16 protein-coding genes and 1 pseudogene are annotated in these 21384 nt (G+C 67.5%); 4 read left to right on the forward strand and 13 right to left on the reverse strand.

From position 1 onward, the window contains the following. Positions 1–72 precede the first annotated feature (72 nt). Both IBL25_RS11795 and IBL25_RS11800 read right to left on the reverse strand, forming a co-directional pair. Complete coding sequence (locus tag IBL25_RS11795) at positions 73–1014, reverse strand: ABC transporter permease (protein ID WP_187778742.1); 942 nt, start codon at positions 1012–1014, stop codon at positions 73–75. 4 nt (positions 1015–1018) lie between these two features. Then, a complete protein-coding gene (locus IBL25_RS11800; RefSeq protein ID WP_187778743.1) occupies positions 1019–2680 on the reverse strand; it encodes an amidohydrolase in 1662 nt (553 codons plus the stop codon). Between the two features lie 315 nt (positions 2681–2995). Here IBL25_RS11800 and IBL25_RS11805 point away from each other — a divergent pair, with 315 nt between their 5' ends. Next, positions 2996–4699: a gamma-glutamyltransferase family protein gene (locus IBL25_RS11805; protein WP_187778744.1), complete on the forward strand. Its 1704-nt coding sequence runs from the start codon at positions 2996–2998 to the stop codon at positions 4697–4699. A gap of 255 nt (positions 4700–4954) precedes the next feature. On the opposite strand, the gene IBL25_RS11810 is transcribed toward IBL25_RS11805, so the two are convergent. The 4 genes from IBL25_RS11810 to IBL25_RS11825 form a co-directional block, all read right to left on the reverse strand. Beyond that, the gene (locus IBL25_RS11810; RefSeq protein WP_187778745.1) at positions 4955–6382 is read right to left on the reverse strand and encodes an amidase; all 1428 of its coding nucleotides are present in this window, start codon (positions 6380–6382) and stop codon (positions 4955–4957) included. Between the two features lie 72 nt (positions 6383–6454). Further along, entirely contained in the window at positions 6455–8041 is a 1587-nt protein-coding gene (locus IBL25_RS11815) for an ABC transporter substrate-binding protein (RefSeq protein WP_187778746.1), read from the reverse strand. Between the two features lie 323 nt (positions 8042–8364). Continuing rightward, positions 8365–8571: a hypothetical protein gene (locus tag IBL25_RS11820; protein WP_187778747.1), complete on the reverse strand. Its 207-nt coding sequence runs from the start codon at positions 8569–8571 to the stop codon at positions 8365–8367. Between the two features lie 47 nt (positions 8572–8618). Then, complete coding sequence (locus IBL25_RS11825) at positions 8619–9500, reverse strand: DUF899 domain-containing protein (RefSeq protein WP_202986758.1); 882 nt, start codon at positions 9498–9500, stop codon at positions 8619–8621. A gap of 58 nt (positions 9501–9558) precedes the next feature. Between IBL25_RS11825 and IBL25_RS11830 the strand changes: the two genes are divergently transcribed. Together IBL25_RS11830 and IBL25_RS11835 are read left to right on the forward strand one after the other, a co-directional pair. Then, entirely contained in the window at positions 9559–10779 is a 1221-nt protein-coding gene (locus tag IBL25_RS11830; RefSeq protein ID WP_187778748.1) for a helix-turn-helix domain-containing protein, read from the forward strand. Between the two features lie 9 nt (positions 10780–10788). Beyond that, entirely contained in the window at positions 10789–11439 is a 651-nt protein-coding gene (locus IBL25_RS11835) for a Vgb family protein (protein WP_187778749.1), read from the forward strand. 306 nt (positions 11440–11745) lie between these two features. Here the strand turns inward: IBL25_RS11835 and asnB are convergent, their stop codons facing one another. Further along, complete coding sequence (gene asnB, locus IBL25_RS11840; RefSeq protein WP_202986759.1) at positions 11746–13704, reverse strand: asparagine synthase (glutamine-hydrolyzing); 1959 nt, start codon at positions 13702–13704, stop codon at positions 11746–11748. A gap of 291 nt (positions 13705–13995) precedes the next feature. Beyond that, on the reverse strand, positions 13996–14610 hold the full coding sequence (locus IBL25_RS11845; protein ID WP_238940371.1) for a LysE family translocator: 615 nt from the start codon (positions 14608–14610) through the stop codon (positions 13996–13998). Positions 14611–15177: 567 nt separating this feature from the next. Between IBL25_RS11845 and IBL25_RS27555 the strand changes: the two genes are divergently transcribed. Continuing rightward, complete coding sequence (locus tag IBL25_RS27555) at positions 15178–16290, forward strand: GNAT family N-acetyltransferase (RefSeq protein ID WP_187778751.1); 1113 nt, start codon at positions 15178–15180, stop codon at positions 16288–16290. A gap of 437 nt (positions 16291–16727) precedes the next feature. Here the strand turns inward: IBL25_RS27555 and asd are convergent, their stop codons facing one another. The 5 genes and pseudogenes from asd to IBL25_RS11875 form a co-directional block, all read right to left on the reverse strand. Then, complete coding sequence (gene asd, locus IBL25_RS11855; protein WP_202986760.1) at positions 16728–17483, reverse strand: archaetidylserine decarboxylase; 756 nt, start codon at positions 17481–17483, stop codon at positions 16728–16730. Positions 17484–17702: 219 nt separating this feature from the next. After that, positions 17703–17831: pseudogene (locus tag IBL25_RS27560) on the reverse strand (hypothetical protein); the annotation flags it as partial. Positions 17832–18094: 263 nt separating this feature from the next. Further along, complete coding sequence (gene glk, locus IBL25_RS11865) at positions 18095–19021, reverse strand: glucokinase (RefSeq protein WP_238940372.1); 927 nt, start codon at positions 19019–19021, stop codon at positions 18095–18097. Between the two features lie 2 nt (positions 19022–19023). Then, positions 19024–19986, reverse strand: coding sequence for a 1-phosphofructokinase family hexose kinase (locus IBL25_RS11870; protein WP_187778754.1), 963 nt, complete (start codon positions 19984–19986; stop codon positions 19024–19026). A gap of 283 nt (positions 19987–20269) precedes the next feature. Continuing rightward, the gene (locus tag IBL25_RS11875) at positions 20270–21382 is read right to left on the reverse strand and encodes an ABC transporter permease (RefSeq protein ID WP_187778755.1); all 1113 of its coding nucleotides are present in this window, start codon (positions 21380–21382) and stop codon (positions 20270–20272) included. Positions 21383–21384 lie beyond the last annotated feature (2 nt).

The following is a 21384-nucleotide window of genomic DNA, read 5'->3' on the forward strand; positions in this document are numbered from 1 at the left end:
TGCCCGGCGCGCGGCGCGGGGCGGGCACGGGCGGCGTGACGGCGGCCGGGGCCGTGGTGGCGCTGGCCATGCTCAGGCCCCTCTCATGCGCGGATCAAGCAGCACGTAGAGCAGATCCACCACCAGGTTGATGAGGATGAAGCCCAGCGAGAGCACGATGATGGTGCCCTGGGCCATCGGGAAATCCGAAGACAGGATGGCGCCCACAGCCAGCCGCCCGACGCCGGGCCAGGAGAACACGGTTTCCGTCACCACCGCGCCGCCCAAGAGGAAGCCGATCTGCAGCCCGATCAGCGTCACCACCGGGATCAGCGCGTTGCGCAACGCGTGGTGCAGCACCACGGCGCGCTCGGTGAGCCCCTTGGCGCGGGCGGTGCGCACATGCTCGGCGCCCAGCACGTCCAGCACCGCCGTGCGGGTCATGCGCGCCACGGGGGCGATGAAGACCCCGCCCAGCGTCAGCGCCGGCAGCGCCACGGCCTGCCAGCCTTCCACCGTCCAGAGCGGCCCGCCGCGCCCGGTGAAGGGCAGCAGCTGCCACTGGAAGCCGACGAACCAGATCAGCACCAGCCCCAGAAAGAACACCGGCACCGAGCCGCCCGCCACGGAGAGCGCGGTGATGGCGCGGTCCAGCAGGGTGCCGCGGTAATAGGCGGCCACCGTGCCCAGCGCGATCCCGGCCGGGATGGACCAGAACAGGGAGGCGAACATCAGTTCCAGCGTCGGCCCGATAGTGGCGCCGAGTTCCTGCGTCACCGGGACGTTGTTGATGATGGAGACGCCGAGATCACCCTGCAAAAGCCGCCACAGGTAAATGGCGAACTGCACATAGATCGGCTGATCCAGCCCCAGGTCGCGGCGGATGGCGGCCACCACATCCGCCGTAGCGGTGGGCCCCGCCCGCACCACGGCGGGGTCCGTTGGTACTACCTGCATCAGCAGGAAGCCGATCAAGAGCACGCCCAGCATGACCGGTGCGATCAGCAGCAGGCGTTGCACCACGTGGCGCAGCATGGCGTCAGCACAGCGCCGCCGACAGCGCCGCCACTTCGCCATGGCGGTCGAAGATCGCCCGGCCGCCCCGGAAGGTCATGTCCGCCTGGGTCGAGAACAGCGCCTCCGGCGCCTCCGCGAAGATGTCGCGGGACAGGATGGCGATATCGGCCTGCTGCCCCGGTTCCAGCGTGCCGCGCTCACCCTCGGCGAACTGGCTGAAGGCGCCGCACCAGGTGTAGCAATGCACCGCTTCCTCCATGGTCAGCACTTCCTCGGCCCCCAGGACAGTGCCCTTGTTCGTCTTGCGCGTGACCATGGTGTAGAGATTGGGGAAAGGGTCCACCGTGCAGACCGGGCTGTCCGAGGATGCGGCGGGGTGGTGACCCTCATGCAGCCAGGTCGCCATCGGATAGGCGGCGGCGGCACGCTCCTGCCCCAGGTTGGTGACGTAGAGATCACCGAACTCATACATGAAGACAGGCTGCGGCACCGGCAGGATGCCGTGGCGCAGCATGCGCTGGCGCTGGTTGCGGTTCAGGAAGCCGCAATGCTCGATGCGGTGCCGCCGGCCGGCGATGGGCGCGTCCGGCGCATCCGCCTTCTCCATGCCGGAGAGCACCTGCTCGATGGCGGCATCGCCAATGGCATGGATGTCCAGTTGCCAGCCCTGGCGATGGTAGCGCGACAGCATCTCGTGCATCGCGTCATCCGGGAAGCAGAAGATGCCCGTGCCGCCGCCCGCGCTTTCCAGATAAGGGTCGAAGAAGGCCGCGGTCAGGCCGCCGGCGGAGCCATCGCCGAAGACCTTCATGCCGCCCCAGGCCAGCAGGCTCTCGGCCGTCGCGCCGGCGGCGATGCCGGGGCGGATGCCCGCCTCCCAGGCCTGCTGCGCGATTCCTTCGGGGTTGCCGAACAGCACCTGCCACATCCGCTGGTGCAGCCGCCCCTCGGCCTCGGCCTGATGGTAGGCGGCGACTTCGGCCATGCCCGCCGTCATGCCGATATTCATGTCGCTGGCCGATGCGAAGCCGTAGCTGGCCAGCTTCTGCCCGGCCTTGTCGATCGCATCCACCAGTTGCGCTTCGGTGCAGGCCGGCATGGCCTCCTTGATCATCCGCATAGCGCGCTCGGCGAACAATCCGGTCAGGCGGCCATTCTTGCGCTCGATGGCGCCGCCCTCGGGGTTCGGCGTGTTGTGGCTGACGCCCGCCAGCTTCATCGCCATGGAATTGGCGACGCCGACATGGCCGCAGGTGCGAACAATGAACACCGGGTTGTCCGGCGCCACGCGGTCCAGTTCCTCCGCCAGAGGATGGCGGCCGATATCCAGCTCGCCATGGTCATAGCCACGGCCGGAAATCCATTGTCCCTTCGGGACACGTTTCGCCGCCTCGCCGACGCGCTTCAGCACCTCGTCCAGCGTGCGCACTTCCTCGGCGCGCAGGTTCACCTGGGTCAGCGTCAGCCCGAAAGCGGCGAGATGCATATGCGCTTCATTGAGCGCCGGCATCGCCACGCGGCCAGCCAGGTCGATGCGCCGCGCGGCGGCGCCCACGGCCTGCGACACGTCTTCTTCCGTGCCCACGGCAACAACACGGCCGTCGCGCACCGCGAGCGCTTCAGCAAATCCACCGCGCAGCCCGCGAAAGATCCGGCCGCCAGAGATCAGCAGCTCCGTGCTCATGCGCACGGGCCCCAGTGGGTGATGATCGGGTGCATGGCCGCTCTCCTCGCTGGATGACACGAATGCAACCAGCCGCCATGCGCAGCGTCAAGCCCAGACCGATCGGGCACAGCCCCTTCCATGCACCGTGATGCTCAAATACCCACCACATGCATCGTGTTGAGCACAGATCATGATCAGCTCGGGCAAGAGCATGGGCTGGCCGCGCGATGGCGCGGGCATGGCCGGCCTCCGCCACCAGCCGGCCGGCGGAGAAGCCATGGCTTGCCGATATCTTTGCGGGTAGAGGCAGCGCCTTTCCACAGGAGAGCGTCCATGCACCAGAAACCGGCCTATGTCCTTGCCGCCCTGCTGGCGGCTATCCCGCTCCAGCCGCAGGCAGCGGAAGGCCCCAGCCGCGCCGCGCGCCAGATGGTGGCTTCCGCGCATCCTTTGGCATCGCAAGCGGGATTGGACATGCTGCGCGCGGGCGGCTCGGTCGCCGATGCCGCAGTGGCGGCGCAGGCCGTGCTCTCGGTCGTGGAGCCGCATGCCACCGGCCTGTTGGGGGGCGCGCTGCTGGTGCACTGGGATGCCGCCGCGCGGCGGATGAGTGGCTATGAAGGCATCGCCTCGGCCCCCGCCGCCGCAACTTCGCGCCTGATCGAGAATGCGGATGGCACCCGCGTCGGCGTGGCCACTGTCGCGCGCTCCGGCCGTTCGGTGGGCGTGCCGGGCACGCTGCGGATGCTGGCCATGGTTCATGCGGATCATGGCAGGCTGCCCTGGCGGGATCTCTTCGCCCCCGCGATCCGCGCGGCGGAGGAAGGCGCCGCCATGTCGCCCGTGCTGCACCGGGTGCTTGCGACCCGCGCGGCAGAGATTGCGCGGGATGCGGAGATGCGCGCGCTGTTCTTCGGCGCCGATGGCCAGCCGCTGCCGGAGGGCACGGTGGTCCGCAACCCCGCCCATGGCGCCGCGCTGCGCCAGATCGCGGAGGAAGGGCCGGATGCGCTTTATCGCGGCTCGCTCGGCCGCGCGGTGCTGGAGGCCGTGGCGCGCGAGCCCGTGCCCGGCTGGATGACGGCGCAGGATCTGGCGAATTACGAGGCCAAGCGGCGCGAGCCCGTGTGCAGCACCGCCTTCGGGCGGCAGGTCTGCTCCGCTGCCCCGCCATCCTCGGGCGGCGTGGCCGTGCAGCAGCAGCTTGGCATGCTGGAGCGCCTGGGCATCGCCGGCAAGGCGCCCGATTCCGCCGAGGCGGCGCATCTGATCCTGGAAGTCGGCCGCCTGGGCCTGGCGGACCGCCGCCGCTGGCTGGGCGACCCCGACGTGGTTCCCGTGCCCACCGCGCAGCTTGTGGCGCCGCCTTACCTGGCCAGCCGCGCGGCGGAGGTGCAGCCCGGCCGGGCCATGGAGCAGGTCCGCCCGGGCAATCCGCTGGAACGCCACGGCGCGCTGCCCACCTCCTCCGACCCGCTGGTGCTGGCGGGAACCTCGCATGTCTCGATTGTGGATGCTGCCGGGAATGCCATCTCCTTCACCACCACCAACAACCTGAACTTCGGCGCGGAGCGGCTGGCCTCCGGCATCGCCTTAAACAACGGGCTGACGAATTTCGCCACCGACCCCGGCCCGGCTGAGGCGCCCGCCTTCAACCGGCTGGAGGGCGGCAAGCGCCCCATCACCACCATGGCGCCGACGATCGTGCTCGGCACGGATGGCGCGCCGGAGCTGGTGCTGGGCGCGGGCGGCGGTGCGCGGATCGTGGATTCGGTCACTGTCGCCCTGGTGGAGCTGCTGGCCTGGAATGCCGATGCCTACCGCGCCACGGCCCGCCCCCGCATTGGCGCCCAAAACGGCGCGGAGGAGCTGGAAGCCGGCACCCCGGCCGCCGACCTCGCCGATGCACTGGCCGCCATGGGCCACAAGCCGAAGGTGGGCGGGATGAATACCGGCCTGCAAGTGATTCGCCGTGTCGCGGAGGGCTGGGAAGGCGCGGCCGATCCGCGGCGCGACGGGGTGGCCCTGGGGGACTGAGCCGCGGGCCATGCGCGCGGCCAGGACCACGGCGGCCTGGACTTGTCCCCAGTTCGCGGGGACAGAGCTGTGGATCACCGGGTGGACAGGTTGTGCAGGGCGGGGCGACGGTGACGGGCAGCCGCGCCCCGGCTCATGGCCGCAGCAGTCCTGCCAGGGCATGGCCGGCGGCGATGGGGCCGGGACAGGGCACCCTTCCCCGCCGGCACAACGGCTTTGACAGGCGCCGCCGGCCGGGGCCCAATCCAGCCGGGTTCAGCAGCCAGTGGCCTCAAGCTTCTCCAGCACATGCGGATGGGGCAGATCCTCCCGCACAGCCTCAATCGCCAGGCAGGCTTCCAGGATCAGCCGCTCGCTGTACTTGGGCCCGGCGACCTGCAGGCCGACAGGCAGGCCCGCGCCCGTGACGCCACAGCAGATGGAAGCGGCAGGTTGCCCGGTCAGGTTGAAGGGCAGCGTATAGGCCACGCCATCGCGCCAGCGGTCATAGGACGCGGAGTGGTACACCGTCTCGACCGGTGGCGCGGCATGCGGCGTGCTCGGCGCGAGCAGCAGGTCATAACGCTCGTGCAGTTGCGCGAAGCGCCGGTGCAGCCGCGCGCGCGCCACTTCGCCGGCAAGCAGTTGCTCGGCGCTCACATCCAGGCCGCGCTCCGCCACCTGGCGGAAGCCGGGGTCGAGTTCGTCCCAGCGGTCCTGCGGCACGCCCCGCAGCAGATGCGCGAAGCCGGCCATCCAGAAATCCTGGAACACCGGCTGCAAGGGCGGGATGACCGGCCCGACCTCCTCGACAACGGCACCGGCCTCCCGCAGGCGCGCGATGCCCTGCTCCAGGCAGGCGCGGATCTCCTGGTCCGGCTCCACCTCGCCGAGGTTGGGGGCATAGGCGAAGCGCAGGCCCCGGAGCCGTGGGCGCAGCCCGGCCAGCCAGTCCTCGGCAGGTTGCGGCAGGGCATACCAGTCGCGGCGGTCCGGCCGCGCCATGACCTGCAAGGCCAGCGCCGCATCGGCCACATGGCGCGCGAGCGGACCACCCGAGTTCACCGTCGCGAAGACGCCCTCGACCGGATGGTGCGGCACCCGCCCGAAGGTGGGCTTGAGGCCGAAGAGGCCACAGAAACTCGCGGGGATGCGGATCGAGCCACCGCCGTCATTGCCATAGGCCAGCGTGCCGATGCCGGCCGCCAGGGCCGCCGCGGCGCCGCCGGAGGAACCGCCGGGCGAGCGGTCGAGCGCCCATGGATTGCGCGTGAAGCCCTTGAGCCGGCTGTCCGTGATGCCCTTCCAGGCGAATTCCGGCGTCGTGGTCTTGCCGAGAAAGACCGCCCCGGCCTCCCGCAGGCGCGCGACCACGGGGGCATCCTCGGGGGCAGGCGTGGGCGGGGAGGTGGTCGACCCATTGCGGGTCGGCCATCCCTTCATGTCCACATTGTCCTTGATCGTGACGGGAATGCCGTCCAGCGGGCCAAGGGCCGCCCCCTGCCGCCAGCGCCCGGTGGCCTCCCTGGCGGCGTCAAGGGCGCCTTCCCGGTCCACAAGCTGGAAGGCGTTCAGCGCCGGTTCCAGCGCCTCGATGCGCGCCAGATGACGCTCCGCGACCTTCACTGGCGACAGCTCGCCCGCCGCATAGGCTTGGCCCAGGGCTGTGGCCGACAGATAGCAGATCTCATCCGGCTGCGTCATCGCAGGCACTCCTCCCATCGCATGCGTACCGCCGCGCGGCCTGTCCCGCGCGGCCCGGCCCAGACAGGCCGCTCAGGCCGGACGGACGTTCCAGAACTTGGCGAAGCCGCCGAGCACGCCTGTGATGTTGCTGCGCCACGCGCTGGGCTGCCGCATCTGCCCCAGCGGATAGAAGGGCACGTCCGTCATGCACTGCCGCTGGATGTCCTGGCAGATTCGTGCCCGCCCGGCATCGTCGGCCGCCTCGTACCAGGCCTCGTAGAGTTCCTCCGTGCGCGGGCTGCTGGACCAGCCGGCATAGCCGGCCTCACCGGTGCCGCGCATGGCGATATGCGTGGCCGGCGTCATCCAGTCCGTGCCGTTCCAGTTGGTCACGAAGCAGCTCCAGCCGCCCTGCTCCACCGGCCCCTTGTTGGTGCGGCGCTGCAGCAGCGTGCCCCAGTCGGTCGAGATATACTCGACGTTCATGCCGATCTTGGTGAACATGTCGGCCGCGACATCGCCGAGCGGCTTGATGACAGCATAGTCGCTCGGCACCAGCAGCACGACCTTCTCGCCCTTGTAGCCGGCGGCCTTGAGGTCGGCCTTGACCTTGTCGTAGTCGCGCGCACCGCGCAGCGGCTCCAGCCCCGCGTCGCTCGCCATCGGGGTGCCGGGGCAGAAGACGCCGATGGGCGTGTGGTACATCGAGGGATCGTCGCCGACGATCGCCTGCATGTAGGATTCCTGGTCGATCGCCCGCATCACGATGCGGCGGATCTCCGGGTTATTGAAGGGCGGCTGGAGATGGTTGGGCCGCATCATCGACAGGATGCCGGCCGGGTCCACCACCTCGACCTTGATGTTGCGGCTGCGCCGCAGCACCGGCAGCAGGTCGTGGTTGGCATGCTCCCACCAATCCTGCTCGCCCGATTGCAGCGCCGCCGCGGCGGTCGAGGCATCGCTGATGGTGGTCCATTCGACGCGGTCGAAATAGGCGACCTTGGGGCCGGCCGTGCCGCTGGGCGTGCCATTCTCGCGCGGCTTGTAGCCGGTGAATCGCTCATAAACGTTGCGTGAGCCCTGCAGCCGCTCGTCGGCCTTGTAGCGGAAGGGGCCGCTGCCGACGATCTCCGTGATCTGCTGCATGGCATCGGTCCTGGCCAGGCGCTCCGGCATCATCGCCGGCATATAGACCGGCGACTTGCCCAGCGCGTCGGGCAGCAGGGGGAAAGGCTTCTTGAGGCGGAAGCGGATGGTCCGGTCGTCGGGTGCCGAAAGCTCGTCGGTCGCGCGCATCAGGGCGCCGCCGAAGGCATCCCGCTGCGCCCAGCGGCGGATGCTGGCGACGCAATCGCGGGCGAGCACCTTCTCCCCATCGTGCCAGAGCAGCCCCTCCCGCAGGCGCAGGGTCCAGAGCTTGCCGTCGTTCTCGACCACATGGCCTTCCACCATCTGCGGGGCCGCCGCGTAGTTCTCGTCCTGCCCGTAGAGCGTGTCGAAGACCATGAAGCCGTGGTTGCGGGTGACGTTGGCCGTGGTCCAGTGCGGGTCGAGGAAAGCCAGATCGACATGCGGAACATGGCGCAGCGTGCGGGCCTCCGCGCCGCGCGAGACGCCCGGCATGGCCAGGGACAGCGCAGCCGTTCCGGCTGCCTGCAAGAGCGAGCGTCGATGCATGGGGTTTCCTCCGGCTTTTTGCTTCGTTGTGCGTTCCGGAAGAAGGTTGCAGGTGTGCTAAGGCGGCGCAACCGCACCTTGCACAAAAATCTCCTGCCGGGCCGGTTCCACTGCTGCCTCCACCCCCCGCGGCGGCGATGGTTCCCGTCTCGGGGGTGGCCCGGGGTCATCGAAGGGGGCTCAGGGCATGCCTGCTCCCAAGTGACAATCACAAGGACGCCGGCATCCGCCAGCCGCTCACTCGCCACAGGACCCGCTCGCCGCGGGTTCTGGCCTCCGATCCGAACGGTTCCTGTGGCCGTGCCCTGCCCGCCCGCCTGCTCTCAGCGGCCGGAGATCAGCGCCAGCCAGGGCGGCGAATGCAGCGCGCTCATGAGCAGGTACATCGGCATCATTCCGCCGATCGACAACCTGGGCTCAGCCGCACAAAGCGCTTCCATGCCTCCCCCCTCGAGAATACCGGTCAGCAGCGCCATGGCGGCAAAGGTTGGTGTGGCCGCGAGGCGCAGCCACTCGGCCGTGCGGTGCATGGCCTCGGCGCCGAAGCCTCCGGTGGCTTGGGTGGGAGGAGCCTCTCTCACGGCCTGGCGTCCGGGGCGGGGTTGCGTAAGGCGGCCTCGCTGGCGTCCGACACCTCGGCCCATTTCAGGTTGGGAGAGGCTTCCGCGGCGTAGTTGTCGTGCCAGTTCCACCACTTGTACGGCGGGCTCTGCGGGTAGCCTTCCGGCGAATCCTCCCAGGTCTCCTGGCGGCCGAGCGGGCTGATGTCGAGGTAGCTCCAGGTGGTCCCCATCGCCTCATCGCCCCGGTTGTTGATGAAATAGGTGCGAAACACACGCTCGCCATCGCGGAAGAACACGTTATGGCCGTGCCACTCATCGACGCCGAAATCGGCGTCAAAGCTGTCGGTGATGGTGTACCAGGGCATCTCCCAACCCATCCGCGCCTTCAGGCGCGCGATATCCGCCTGCGGCGCGCGTGAGGCATAGGCCAGCGTGGTGTCGCGGGCGTTCAGATGCGCGAGGTTGCTGACCTGATCGGCCACCAGGGAGCAGCCGCGGCAGGCATGCTCGGGCCAGCCGAACACGCCGGGCTCGAAGAAGGCGCGGTAGACGATCAACTGCCGGCGACCCTCGAACAGGTCGAGCAGGCTTGCCTTGCCGCGAGGGCCTTCAAATTCATACGCTGCTTCGACGGCCATCCACGGCATCCGCCGGCGTTCCGCGGCCAGCGCGTCGCGGGCGCGGGTGAAGGCCTTTTCCTTCACCAGCATCTGCTGGCGCGCAGCTTCCCACTCCTGCGGTGACACGACCGGCGGCATGCGCATGACAAGCTCCTCGCCGGTTCTGTTATGCTCAACGGGCTTATGCATGGCTGCTGTCATCTCCGGCTGGAACGAGCGGCCCGCGCCTTGGCCAGAACCGCGGCCGCACCGCAGCAGGCGCTCGTCGTTGGTCATGAGCCAGCCTGGCGGGGAGATGCCCGGCGGTGGGAGTGACAAGTGTGGCGGGATTCCCATGGATTCCCTGATCACGGCCGCGGCCCAGGCGCTGGCGGCCGGCGATCCACTGGCGGCGCTGAAGCGGATCGCGCTGCGCGGCGACCCGGCAGCGCTCGCCCTGCGCGGCATCGCGATGGCGCAACTCGGCGACCTCACGCGTGCGAAGGATTTGCTGCGGAATGCCGCCCGCGCCTTCGGGCCCGTCCAGGCGGTGGCCCATGCGCGCTGCGTCCTCGCCGAAGCCGAGATCGCGCTCGTTCAGCGTGACCTGAGAGGGTCCATGCAGGCCCTTCGCGCGGCGCGGGCCGTGCTCGAAGCGCGAGGAGACCGGGCCAATGCCGCGCATGCCGGCTATCTGCAGGCCCGCTGGCTCCTGCTGATCGGGCATCTGGACGAGGCCGGGCGGATGCTCGATGCCGTGGATGCCGGCGCGCTGCCACAGGTATCGCGAACCGGATACTGGCTCGTTGCCGCCGGCATCGCCATGCGGCGGGTGCGGACGCAGCCGGCACGGGCCGCGCTGCGCCGGGCCGCCCTCGCCGCGCGGGAGACCGGGATCGCTGCCCTCGCGGCCGAAGCGGATCGGGCCTCGCGCGCGCTCGATGCCCCGGCCGCGCGCCTTGCCGCGCATGATGGGGAGCGTCTGCTCGGACTTGCCGAAGTCGAGGCTTTGATGGCCTCAGGCGCGCTCGTGGTCGATGCCTGCCGCCATGTCCTCCGCGCCGGGGAGACGGTTGTGCCGCTCGCTGGCCGGCCGGTGCTCTTCGCGCTTGCCCGCGCCCTCGGCGAGGCATGGCCCGGGGATGTGCCGCGCGGAACGCTGATCGCACGGGCCTTCCAGGGGCGCCAAGCCGATGAATCGCACCGCGCCCGGCTACGCGTGGAGATCGGGCGGCTCCGCAGCGCACTCGGGCCACTGGCCGGGTTGAGCGCGACACACCGGGGCTTCGTGCTGAAGCCGCACCAGGCGCGGGCGGTCGCCGTGATCGCGCCGCCTGTCGAGGGGAAGCACGCCGCGATGCTGGCGCTGCTTGCGGATGGTGAGGCGTGGTCGAGTTCGGCGCTGGCGCTGGCGCTCGGCAAGAGTTCGCGCAGCGTGCAGCGCGCGCTTGAAGCACTGGCGAAAGCCGGCGAGGTGGAATCCTTCGGCCGTGGCCGGGCCTGCCGCTGGCTGGCACCCAAGGTGCCGGGTTTCCCGACAGGCTTGTTACTCCCGGCCCTGCCGGTGCAGCGGTAGAAGGGAAGCATGAAGCAGAAGCCTGCCGAGATCATCCGGGAATATGGACCCTTTCCCGGTGTCGACGCCGTGCACGGGGTCAGCTTCGACGGACAGCGGGTCTGGTTCGCTTCCGGTGACAGGCTGAACGCCCTTGACCCTGAAAGCGGCGAGATTGTCGGCACGCTCGACGTCGCCGCGGACGCGGGTACGGCCTTCGATGGCAGGCATCTGTTTCAACTCGCCGGCACCGTTATCCGGAAGATCGATCCGCAGACCGGCGAGGTGCTTGGCACGGTCGAGGTGCCTGGCCTTGGCGGGGCTTCCGGGCTTGCCTGGGCGGAAGGGACCCTCTGGATCGGCCAGTATGACGACGGCAGGATCCATCAGGTGGACCCGGAAACCGGCGCCGTGCTCCGCACCGTGGAATCCAGCCGCTTTGTCACCGGTGTCACCTGGGTCGATGGCCAGCTCTGGCATGGCACATGGCAGGACGAGGTGGGCGACGTCCGGCGCATCGATCCTGAAACGGGTGAAGTGCTCGAGCGCCTCGTGATGCCGGCGGGAGTGGAGGTCTCCGGGCTTGAGGCGGATAGAAGTAACCGGATGTTCTGCGGGGGTGGGAGCAGCAGAAAGGTGAGGGTCATCCGCCGGCCAGGAAGCTCCGGCGCGACCCCCTGAATGGCTGTCCGGGGCCGCAGGGCCCGGACCAGGTGACGGCCACGCCTCGGTCCTCCCGGCCTGCCGCCATCGGAGATCGTGATAGTTGCCCGCATCACTTCCCCTGTGGCGAGCGCCGCAGCGCGCGCAGTTGAAGCCGCCGTCCGGACGATGCTGCGCGCCCCGTGATGCGCGAGAACATGCGGTGCCGGTAAAGGCTGATTGCACCGGTATAGGCAGGCATCAGGTCGCGGCACGCATTGGCTGGGGCTTACTGTTCGTCGAGCAAGGGGAACGGGACGCTGAGCCGCCTGGGCTCATTCCGTTTCAGAAGGGCACCCGACCGGCCCACTCAGGCCGGGCCGTGCTTCGGCCTTGCCACCAGAGGGCGAAGATCGCGATAGCATACAGGATGCGGCTGTGATCGTGCGCCCCTGTGGCGTGCTGCCGGAACAACTGGTCCACAGCCGCCGAATCCAGATAGCCCGCCCGGCTGGCGCCGCTGTCGTGCCAGACCGACCGGGCGTAACGGCCAAACTCCCCACGGAACCACTGGGCCAGCGGCATCTTGAAGCCCTGCTTCGGCCTGTCCAGCAAGCCGGGTGGGAGCCATGGCTCCACCGCCTTGCGTACAACATACTTGCCGAGGTTGCCCCTTAGCTTCATCGACATGGGCATGGTCGCCGCCCAGTCCACCAGCTTGTGGGACAGGAAGGGCACCCGCACTTCCAGTGAATGCGCCATGCTGGCGCGGTCCACCTTGGTCAGCATCTGCCCCGGAAGCTGCAGCAAGGTATCGGCCAGGAGGAACTGCTCCATGCCATCGGCAGGGACGTCGCCAGTCTCCGGGAAGAACTCGTCGCGAAGGTTGGTGAAGGTGCCGCGGCTTGCTTGCTCCGCATGGTATGACGGCTGGTAGATGGCTTCCCGAAGCGCGGCGGAGACGATCTCGGTGCGGGCGAAGAAGCGGCTATAGCCGTCGGGAAGCCGCGCCATGTCGCACTGGCGGTCGAGGCTCCGGCGCAGGCGCGTGACCTGGCGCGACGGCAGGTCCGGCAGCGCCTGCAATGCGCGGGAGAGCGGCCGCAATGCCGGCAGCCAGGATGCGTTGCGAAGCGACCGCGCTTCATTGGCATGGCGGCGATAGCCGGCGAAGATTTCGTCTCCCCCATCGCCGGCCAGCACCACCTTCAGGTCCTGCGATGCCGCCTCGGCCAGGTACCAGCTGGGCACGGCGGCAGGATCGGCGAAAGGCTCGTCATAGCAATGCTGGATGCGGGGCAGCAGGTCCCGTGCGTCCTGCAGGTCCACCACCCGAACAATATGCTCGCAACCCAGGTGCCGCGCCACATCGCGCGCATGGGCGGTCTCGTCGAAACGCGCCTCCTGGAAGCCGATGGTATAGGCTCTCACAGGCTGCCCGGTGACGCGGGCCATGGCCGCCGTCACCGCGGAGGAATCCACGCCGCCCGAAAGAAAGGTTCCGACCGGCACATCCGCCTGCATGTGGCGGCGCACCGTTGCCAGCCAGATCTCGCGGAACTGCGCGATCCAATCCGCCTCGCTCTGGCGGGGCCCTTCCTGGAAGCGCAAGCTCCAGTAGGCCCGGCTACGGGATTCGCCCTCGGGGCCGATGGTCAGCAGATGGCCCGGCGCCAGCGACCGCACTTGGCTGTAGATCGACTGCGGCGGGCGTACGTGGCCGAAACTGAAGTAGCTGTGCACCGCATGCGGATCGACGCTGAAGGCGTGGTCCGGCAGTGGCAGCAGGGCCTTGATCTCGGAAGCGTAAGCCAAGCCGCCCATCTGCTCCGTGATGTAGAGCGGCTTGATGCCGAGAGGGTCTCGCACCAGCGTCAACCGCCGCTGGGGACGGTCCCACAGGGCAATGGCGAACATGCCTTCGAGCCTGGCCCAGGCTGCATCGCCCCATTGCTGCCAGGCAACCAGGATGGTCTCCGTGTCGCTGACGCTGCGAAAGCGGTGGCCAGCCGCCTCCAGCTCCCGTCTCAGCTCGAGATGGTTATAGATCTCGCCGTTGAAGGTCAGGGCGTGGCAGCCGTCCTCGGAGATCACGGGCTGCTGACCGCCGGCCAGATCGACGATGCTGAGGCGCCGCATGCCGAAGCCGAAGTCGCCCTCCACCAACAACCCGTCCTGGTCCGGGCCGCGATGCAGGATCGCCTCGCATTGCGCCGTGATCGCCCTGCGATCAACGGGGCGCCCAGATCTTCGGTACCAGCCAGCGATGCCACACATGAAGTAGGGCTTAGTCGAATCCGGCAAGCCGGTCGAATCTCCCGGCGCGAAGGCGCCCGCAGGCACCATTCACATTGCCGCAGGCCAGAGCCGATCAGTCGCCGCCAGGTTGAGGAAGACGATCCTGCAGAGGCCTGGCTCAGGACTATCCGGAAGGATGAAGCCTCATGCTGAGTTCGGGAGCCTGACGGCAAAGGCCGCGATGGCGACGCCAAGCCGGTTGTGGCGAAGGCCACTCAGAACCGGCCAGCACGCTAAGTGAAGCCTATTATGCCGCCCGGGCCACGACTGGATGGAGAGCGGATATTGCCGGCGCTCTCACGCAGGTTTGCGGGAAAGGAGCAGCCAGATGCCGAGCCCGCCGAGCAAGGCACCAGAAGCCTGACGCAGGCGGATGATCAGGGTGCTGCTGCGCAAGGCACGTTCCCTGAGACCGGCAACCGAATATGAGACCAGTACGGCCATGGCAGTGTTGAGGACGATCGATATGGTTCCCAGGACCAGGAACTGCGCCGTCACGCTCCTTGCCGGGTCGATGAACTGTGGCAGCAGCGCGAGAAAGAAGGCAGCGGTCTTGGGATTGGTCGCTTCCACGATGATGCCCTGACGGAAGGCGGCCCAAGGATTGAGGGCATCTTGCTCCACGCGCAGATCGGCGAAGGAACCGGCCGAGCGCCAGGTCTGAATGCCCAGATAGATGAGGTAGGCTCCCCCTATCAGCTTGAGCGCCATGAATGCCTGCGCGCTCGCCATGATAAGGGCCGAGATGCCAACCGCGCCTGCTGCCACATGGACCATGCCGCCGAGGGCTGACCCATAGCTGGAGGCGAGTCCATCCCTCTTCCCACCACCGAGCGTCCGCCCGGCAACGTACAGGAGGCCTGGCCCTGGCATCGCAGCCAGAACCAGCGCCGCGCCAAGGAAGACGAACAAGGCAGATGCGCTTGGCATGTTACGGCCTTTCCCGTGACAGGTTCAGACTCATGAAGCCACTCTGTTTCAGATGAACCAATACTTGCCTCGGTTGGCGCCGATGCCAGCCGATCATGGTGATAAATGCTTATCGGCCCCAAAACGGCTATGGCGACCGTTGTTAAATCAAGAAATCAGCGGGAGTGGCCGTTGCGGAGGGCCGTAGCTCCTTTGCCCGTCATGGAGCACGAAGCCCGCGCAGGCAAAAGGGGAACCCAGGCCAGGCGTGTCTCGCGGCCCCGCATTTCCGGAGACGGTCGCCAGCCAGGCATGCGGTTGCGCGGGCGCGCTGCTCGCCACTGGATGCGGGAGGATCATTTATAACATGAATGTTATAGGCGTGTTGCTTAGTATGTTCCGCAATAGCTCAGGAAAAGACCCGGGTTTTCACGTCCCGTGATGAATAAATATTATCAAACTCAAAGGTTAATCTCTGAGGTAAAGTTACGATGGGATAATTTTGGTGAAATGTCCTCGTCATAGGTTTACCCTGTCCCAGGTTTTGTCTTTCACGAGGGATGTCTATTTGTGATTACTCCCGTGGAGTTATCAGGCTCCAGGAAGACAGTCTTTCAGGAAGCATGGTGGCTTCAGGCCGCCTCAGGCGGGGCGCTGGAGTCGATCGCCATCAATTGGGGTGGATCGGACGTGGCTTCCCTGAGCTTCGTGCGGAAAGAACGGCCCCTGGGGATACGCTCTCTGGTCATGCCGCCGTATACCCGCACTTTGGGACCTGTGCTCAGCCTGCCGCCTTCCACGCCCAGCCGCCACTGCGCGAACCTCAGGCGCGTCGCGGCAGAGATCATGCTCAAGCTGCCGAGGCATGACCACTTTTCCCTGCGGCTGGACTGCGAGGATGAAACTGCCTTCGCCTTCGCGCTCGCGGGATGCTCCGTCAGCGAGCAATTCACCTTTCGCGTCGAAGCGGATGCTGACCCCGTCAAGCTCATGGAGCGCGCGGATCGTTCAACCGCCCGCCTCATCCGTGCCGCCAACCGCCGGCTGAAACTGCATGAGCATGCCGATTTCGGCCGCTTCGTCGATGTCGCGTATCGCCACCATCCCGCAGGGCGGAACAGCCATGACTTCCAGGTCCTGGAACGGCTGTTCGCCGCCTCCACCGCCCGTGGGCAGGCCATCATCCTCGGCCTCACCGACGCGCAGGGGCGTGACGCCGCGAGCGTGCTGCTGGTCTGGGGGCATGGCGTCCTCTACTATCTGGTACCGCACCGCGACCGTGAGCGATCCGGCGGCGACGCCAATGCGCTGCTTCTCTGGAACGCCATGGAATTCGCGCTCGATCGCGGCCTTGCCTTCGATGTGGATGGCTATCATTCCGTGGGTACGGCCAGCTTCCTCAGCAGCTTCGGCTTTCCGCGCCATATCCGCCACGTGGTCACCCATTGCAGCCTTCGTGGCGCACTCCTCAGGACGTTGCAGGGGTGGTGGAGAAACCGGGAGGTGCGGGATCTGAGACCTGACCCGCTCTGCGGCGTCCAGATGGGCAATGCGCGCCTGCCGCAGCGCTTCGGGCAGGAGGCGCGGCCGCAAGGGCAGACGGTGAAGAAGGTGCAAGGGGCACCTCCCGCCGCGTCTCGCGACGAAACCCCACGGACGCCGAAGGAGCGTGTAAGCCAATAGCAGAGTTCGAAATGCCCGCGGGGCGTGGCCTCCGTGAGCGGGATCGTCACCGCGGGTCGTGAGCTGCCCGTGTTGACGAGGCTTTGCGAGCAGCTGAAGGCGGTTGAGCCACCATTCACTCAACTGCAGGCCTGTGCGGGCCCCGGCGAGGCGGGGCAAGGGTGCAGAAGGGCTTGCCGCGCTGGCGGATCAGGTATGGCGGCGGAGCGCCTGACCTCCACGATCCGCCGCGCGGCGCTGCGGCCTCGGACAGATCAGCCCGCCGGTGGCCGATGAAAGGGAGCAGTGCCTATGGCCGACGTCCTACGGCTCGGGAGCATGCTGGCTCAAGTTCATCGATGGCAGCATGAAGAAGCCGAGGCTGCGGGTCAGGTCATCATCGCCAGGGCCGCTGCGCCCGGCCTGACGGGCCGATGCGCAGAAAGCGGCGAAGATATTCAGGCCAGGCGGTTGCCCATCAACTCGCCCAGGCGCACCGGCCGTTCCGGCGCCCAATCCTTGTTGAAGTCAATAGCGCCCTGCCTGAACAGCATCACGATCGTCGAGCCAAGAAGGAAACGGCCCATCTCCTCGCCCTTCTTCAGCAGGATGTCCTGGTCCGCATAGGTCCACTCGGACAGCTGGTTGCCGCGTTTCGAGTTGACCACGCCATGCCAGACGGTCGCCATGCTTCCGACGACGGTGGCGCCGACCAGCACCATCACGAATGGGCCATGCTCCGGCGACTCGAATACGCATACCACGCGCTCGTTGCGGGCAAACAATCTCGGCACGCCACGTGCGGTGGTCGGGTTCACCGAGAACAACGTGCCCGGCACATAGATCATGCGCATGAGCCTGCCGTCGCAGGGCATATGCAGGCGGTGGTAATCCTTGGGCGAAAGATACAGGTTGGCAAAGCTGCCGTGGCGGAACTGAGCCGCCAGCGTGGCGTCGCCACCAACAAGCTCGGTGGTGGTGAAGCGGTGGCCCTTGGCCTGAAGAATGTGGTGGTCGTCAATGGCGCCGAACTGGCTGATGGCGCCATCCACCGGGCAAACGAAATCGGCCGCCGCCAACGGCCGTATGCCGGCCTTGAGCGGGCGGGTGAAGAACTCGTTGAAGCTCTTGTAGCTGGCAAGGTCCGCATTCTCGGCCTCGTTCATGTCGACGCCATACCTGGCAACGAACCAGCGAATCAGCCGGGTCGTCATCGGACCTCCTTGCACCTCGGCGATGCGGCCGGCGAACCTGGTCAGACGCTGCTTCGGGAGTAGGTGCTGGAGCAGAATTCGCGGGCGGTCGGACATGGTTACACCTTGGATGACGACGCGGTCGTTATAGCGTTATGAGTTGCCATGAAAGTGGCCACCCGAGACTTCATGGGGAAGGCCTGGATAGGAGCCGCCCGTCCTGCACATGGCGGCTTCCGGCTAGCAAGGAATACCGTGGCTTGGCCTTAACGCGGCCTGTTGCTCCAGTTCGGCGTTCAGCACGGCCCCGACAAGCACCGCCGCGCTGGAGACCCAGGCCCAGAGCATGAGGCCAAGCACGCTGCCAACCGACCCGTAGAGCCAGTCTTAGCCGCTGACACGCTGCATATACCAGGAAACCGACGCGGAGCCGAGCAGCCAGACGGAGGATGCCACCGCACCGCCCCAACTCACCTAGCGCCAGCGCGGCAGGCATGGCAGGGGCCGTGGCGGTGCTTTTGCGACGAGCGGCGCCTCCATGGCCGACACGGGCGCGATGCGGTCGATTGCAGCAACTGCTGACCGGCAAGGTCATAGCTACCGGGCGCCTCCGGCCTCGGTGGCCCTGCTCCCTATCCGGCCTGATACACAGCCGCGCCGAGCAGCCCGGTATGGGGCCGCATCACCTGCTCAACCGGCACCCTCCCGAGATAATCCGCGAAGCGCCCCTTGGCCGTGAAGCCCCGCACCAGCGCCTCCAAGTCCAGCAAGGGCCGCAAGTTGCGGCACAGTCCGCCGGTGACATACACACCGCCATCGGCGAGCAATGTCAGTACCAGATCTCCCGCCGTGGCACCCAGTATGGTGGAGAACATCCTCACCGCCTCCAGGCAAAGGGCGCATCCCTCTGCCGCCCGCTGGCTCACCTCGGTTGGGGCGCCAAACCGTTCCTCCCGCCCCTCCAGCACCGCCAAGCCATTGGCCAGCCTCAGCAACCCGGGGCCGGAGAGCAGCCGTTCGGTCGAGACATGCCCGAATTCCCGCCAGAGCATGGCGAGGATCTGGGCCTGCCGCTCGTCCTGTGGCGAGAAGGAACTGTGCCCCGCCTCGCTGGCCAGCACCCGCGCCCTTTCCCCTTCCCACAGCAGAAAGGCGACGCCCAACCCTGTCCCGGGCCCGATGACCAGGCATGGCCGCCCCGGTGCGGCCGTGCCGGCCTTGATTTGTTGGAAATCCGCCCTTTGCAGGCTCTGTACGGCGCAGGCCTGGGCGACGAAGTCGTTGATCACCGACAGCTTCCGCAGTCCGAGGCTTTCCCGTGCCTCCGAGACCGTGAAGCGCCAGGAGCTGTTCGTGAGGGCCACCGCGTCGTCCAGAACAGGGGTCGCCACCGCGAACACCGCCTCATCCACGGCTCTTCCCGCCAGATAAGCCTGCGCCGCCTCGATCAGCCCCGGATAGTCTCTCACCGGCAGCTTCCGCTCTTCCCGCACGATCCCGTCGGGCCCGCAGAGCGCGAAGCGCGCATTGGTGCCGCCAATGTCCCCGACCAGGCGCATCCTCAGCGACCTTCGCCCAGCGCGACGCCCATCGGGACTTCATGGATACGCCGCCGCAGCGCCTCCACCTCCGCCCGTGGCGGATGTGCCGTGCCGGTGCTGGACACCGCCGCGGCCCCGGCCGCGACGCCCCAGGCGAAGGCATCCGCCGCCGCGGCACCACGGGACAAGGCCAGCGTCATGGCCGCCAGGAAGCTGTCCCCTGCCCCGACCGCGCCCCGCACCGTCACGTCCAGCGCGGGCAGCCGCAGCGCCCCATCCGCCGTGGCCAGCACAGCCCCATCCCCGCCCAGGGTGACGGCCACGCAGGCCACTCGGCCGGAGCGGACCAACTCCACCGCCGCCTGCTCCAGCTCGCCATTCCCGCGCAGCGGGCGGCCGACCAGGCTCTCGAACTCGCCCCGGCTCGGCTTCACCAGGTCGATGCCACCCTGTTCCAGCGCGAGGCGCAATGCCTCGCCTGATGTATCGACGGCCAGACGCAGGCCACGCGCCTTCGCGACAGCCGCCACGCGCCCATAGAAATTCCTGGGCGCGCCTGCCGGCAGGCTGCCGCTGGCGACCAGCCACCCGTCCTCGATCTCCTCAACGGACCTGAGGGCGGCGCCCCATTCCTCCGGGGAAACAGCCGGCCCTTCGGAGACGAAGCGATATTCCTGCCCGCTGCTACGATCGAGCACCGTCTGACTGATCCGGGTTCGCCCGGCGATGGGGATGCTGCGCCTGGGCACGCCGGCGCCGTCCAGAAGCTCCTCCAGAAAGCGTCCTATGACGCCGCCAGCCAGGATGATGGCCAGGGTGTCGCCACCCAGTTCCCGCACCACTCTCGAGACGTTCACGCCGCCCCCGCCGGGGTCCTGCCGCTCATTGAAGGTCCGCACCTTCCGGATGGCGTGCACCGCATCAGCCTCGCTGGCCACATCGATGGTCGGGTTCAACGTCAGCGTGGTCAGTTGTGGTGACATGGTCAAGCCGGCTCCGAACGAGTGATCATCCTCCACGATAGCACAGAGTTACATTCTTGCGCTGATGTGGAAAGTCACGGTGGGGCGCCCTGGCGGCAGGGCGGGAGAACTGTGCGGCATGAACACGAATGCTGAACCCGCCATGGGTCACGGTCAGCCGCATCTGCCGGCGTTGCGGTTCATTCCCTGCCGCCTTCGGGGATTCGGGCACGCTTCCGGCATCACCGCGAGGTGCTTGACCGAAGCGCGGCCTTGCATGATCGAGGAGGCCGTTCTGTGGCTTTCAACGAAGGAACTTCCGAAACCGCCACAGGGAAAGCACAAAAAGCACCACGCCGATGGCCAGCATCGCGAGGAGTTGCGGCCACACAACATCCAGGCCAGCCCCCCGGAACAGAACCGCCTGCGCCAACATGACGAAATGGGTATTGGGCGCGGCGAGCATGATCGTCTGGATGATCTCTGGCATGCTTTCGCGCGGTGAGGTTCCGCCGGACAATACCTGCATCGGCAGCAGGACCAGCATCAACAGCAGGCCGAACTGTGGCATTGATCCGGCCACCGTGGCCAGGAAGATGCCGAGCGAGGTGGTCGCGAAGAGCTGCAGGGCCCCTCCCGCCAGGAACAGCGCGACGGAGCCATGGATGGGAACCGCCAGGAGCCCCTGCACAACAAAAACAATGGAAAAGGCTGTGGCGATGAGTACCACCAGGCCCATTGACCAGATCTTGCTGAGCATAATCTCAGTGGCTGTCACCGGCATGACCAGCAAATGCTCGATCGTGCCGTGCTCACGCTCCCGGATCAGCGCCGCGCCGGTCAGGATGATCGAGAGCATGGTGACGGAGGAGATGACATTGGTGATGGCGCCGAACCAGCCCTTGTTGAGTTCCTGGTTGAAGCGTGAGCGCAGGGCGAGATCCACCGGCACGGTGGAGCCGCCACGATAGCCGTCCAGGAACTCCGCGACCTCACTGGAGATGATCGACTGGATATAGCCGCCCCCGGTGAAGGCCTGCGTCATTCGCGTGGCATCGATGTTGAGCTGGATGGTCGGCGAGCGCCCGGCCAGAAGATCGCGCTGGAAGTTCGGTGGAATGTCCAGCGCGAAGGTATCGATGCCCGCATCCATGCGGAGGTCCATCTCCGGCTGCGAGATGATGCGGGGGACGGCGAAGTATGGTGGATGGAAGGCAGCGATGATCCGCGTGGACACGGGCGATTGATCTTCGTCCACAACCGCGATGGCGGCCTGGTTCAGCGTCTCCGGCGCCGATCTCGAGGCGGTATAGATCGAGAGTGTGAAGGCATAGACGATCAGCACCAGGAGCATCGGGTCCCGCGCCAGGCCGCGCAGCTCCTTGATGCCCAGCTGGATGATGTTCCTGGCCTGCATCG

Source organism: Pseudoroseomonas ludipueritiae (assembly GCF_014490445.1).
Classification (GTDB): Bacteria; Pseudomonadota; Alphaproteobacteria; order Acetobacterales; family Acetobacteraceae; genus Pseudoroseomonas; species Pseudoroseomonas ludipueritiae.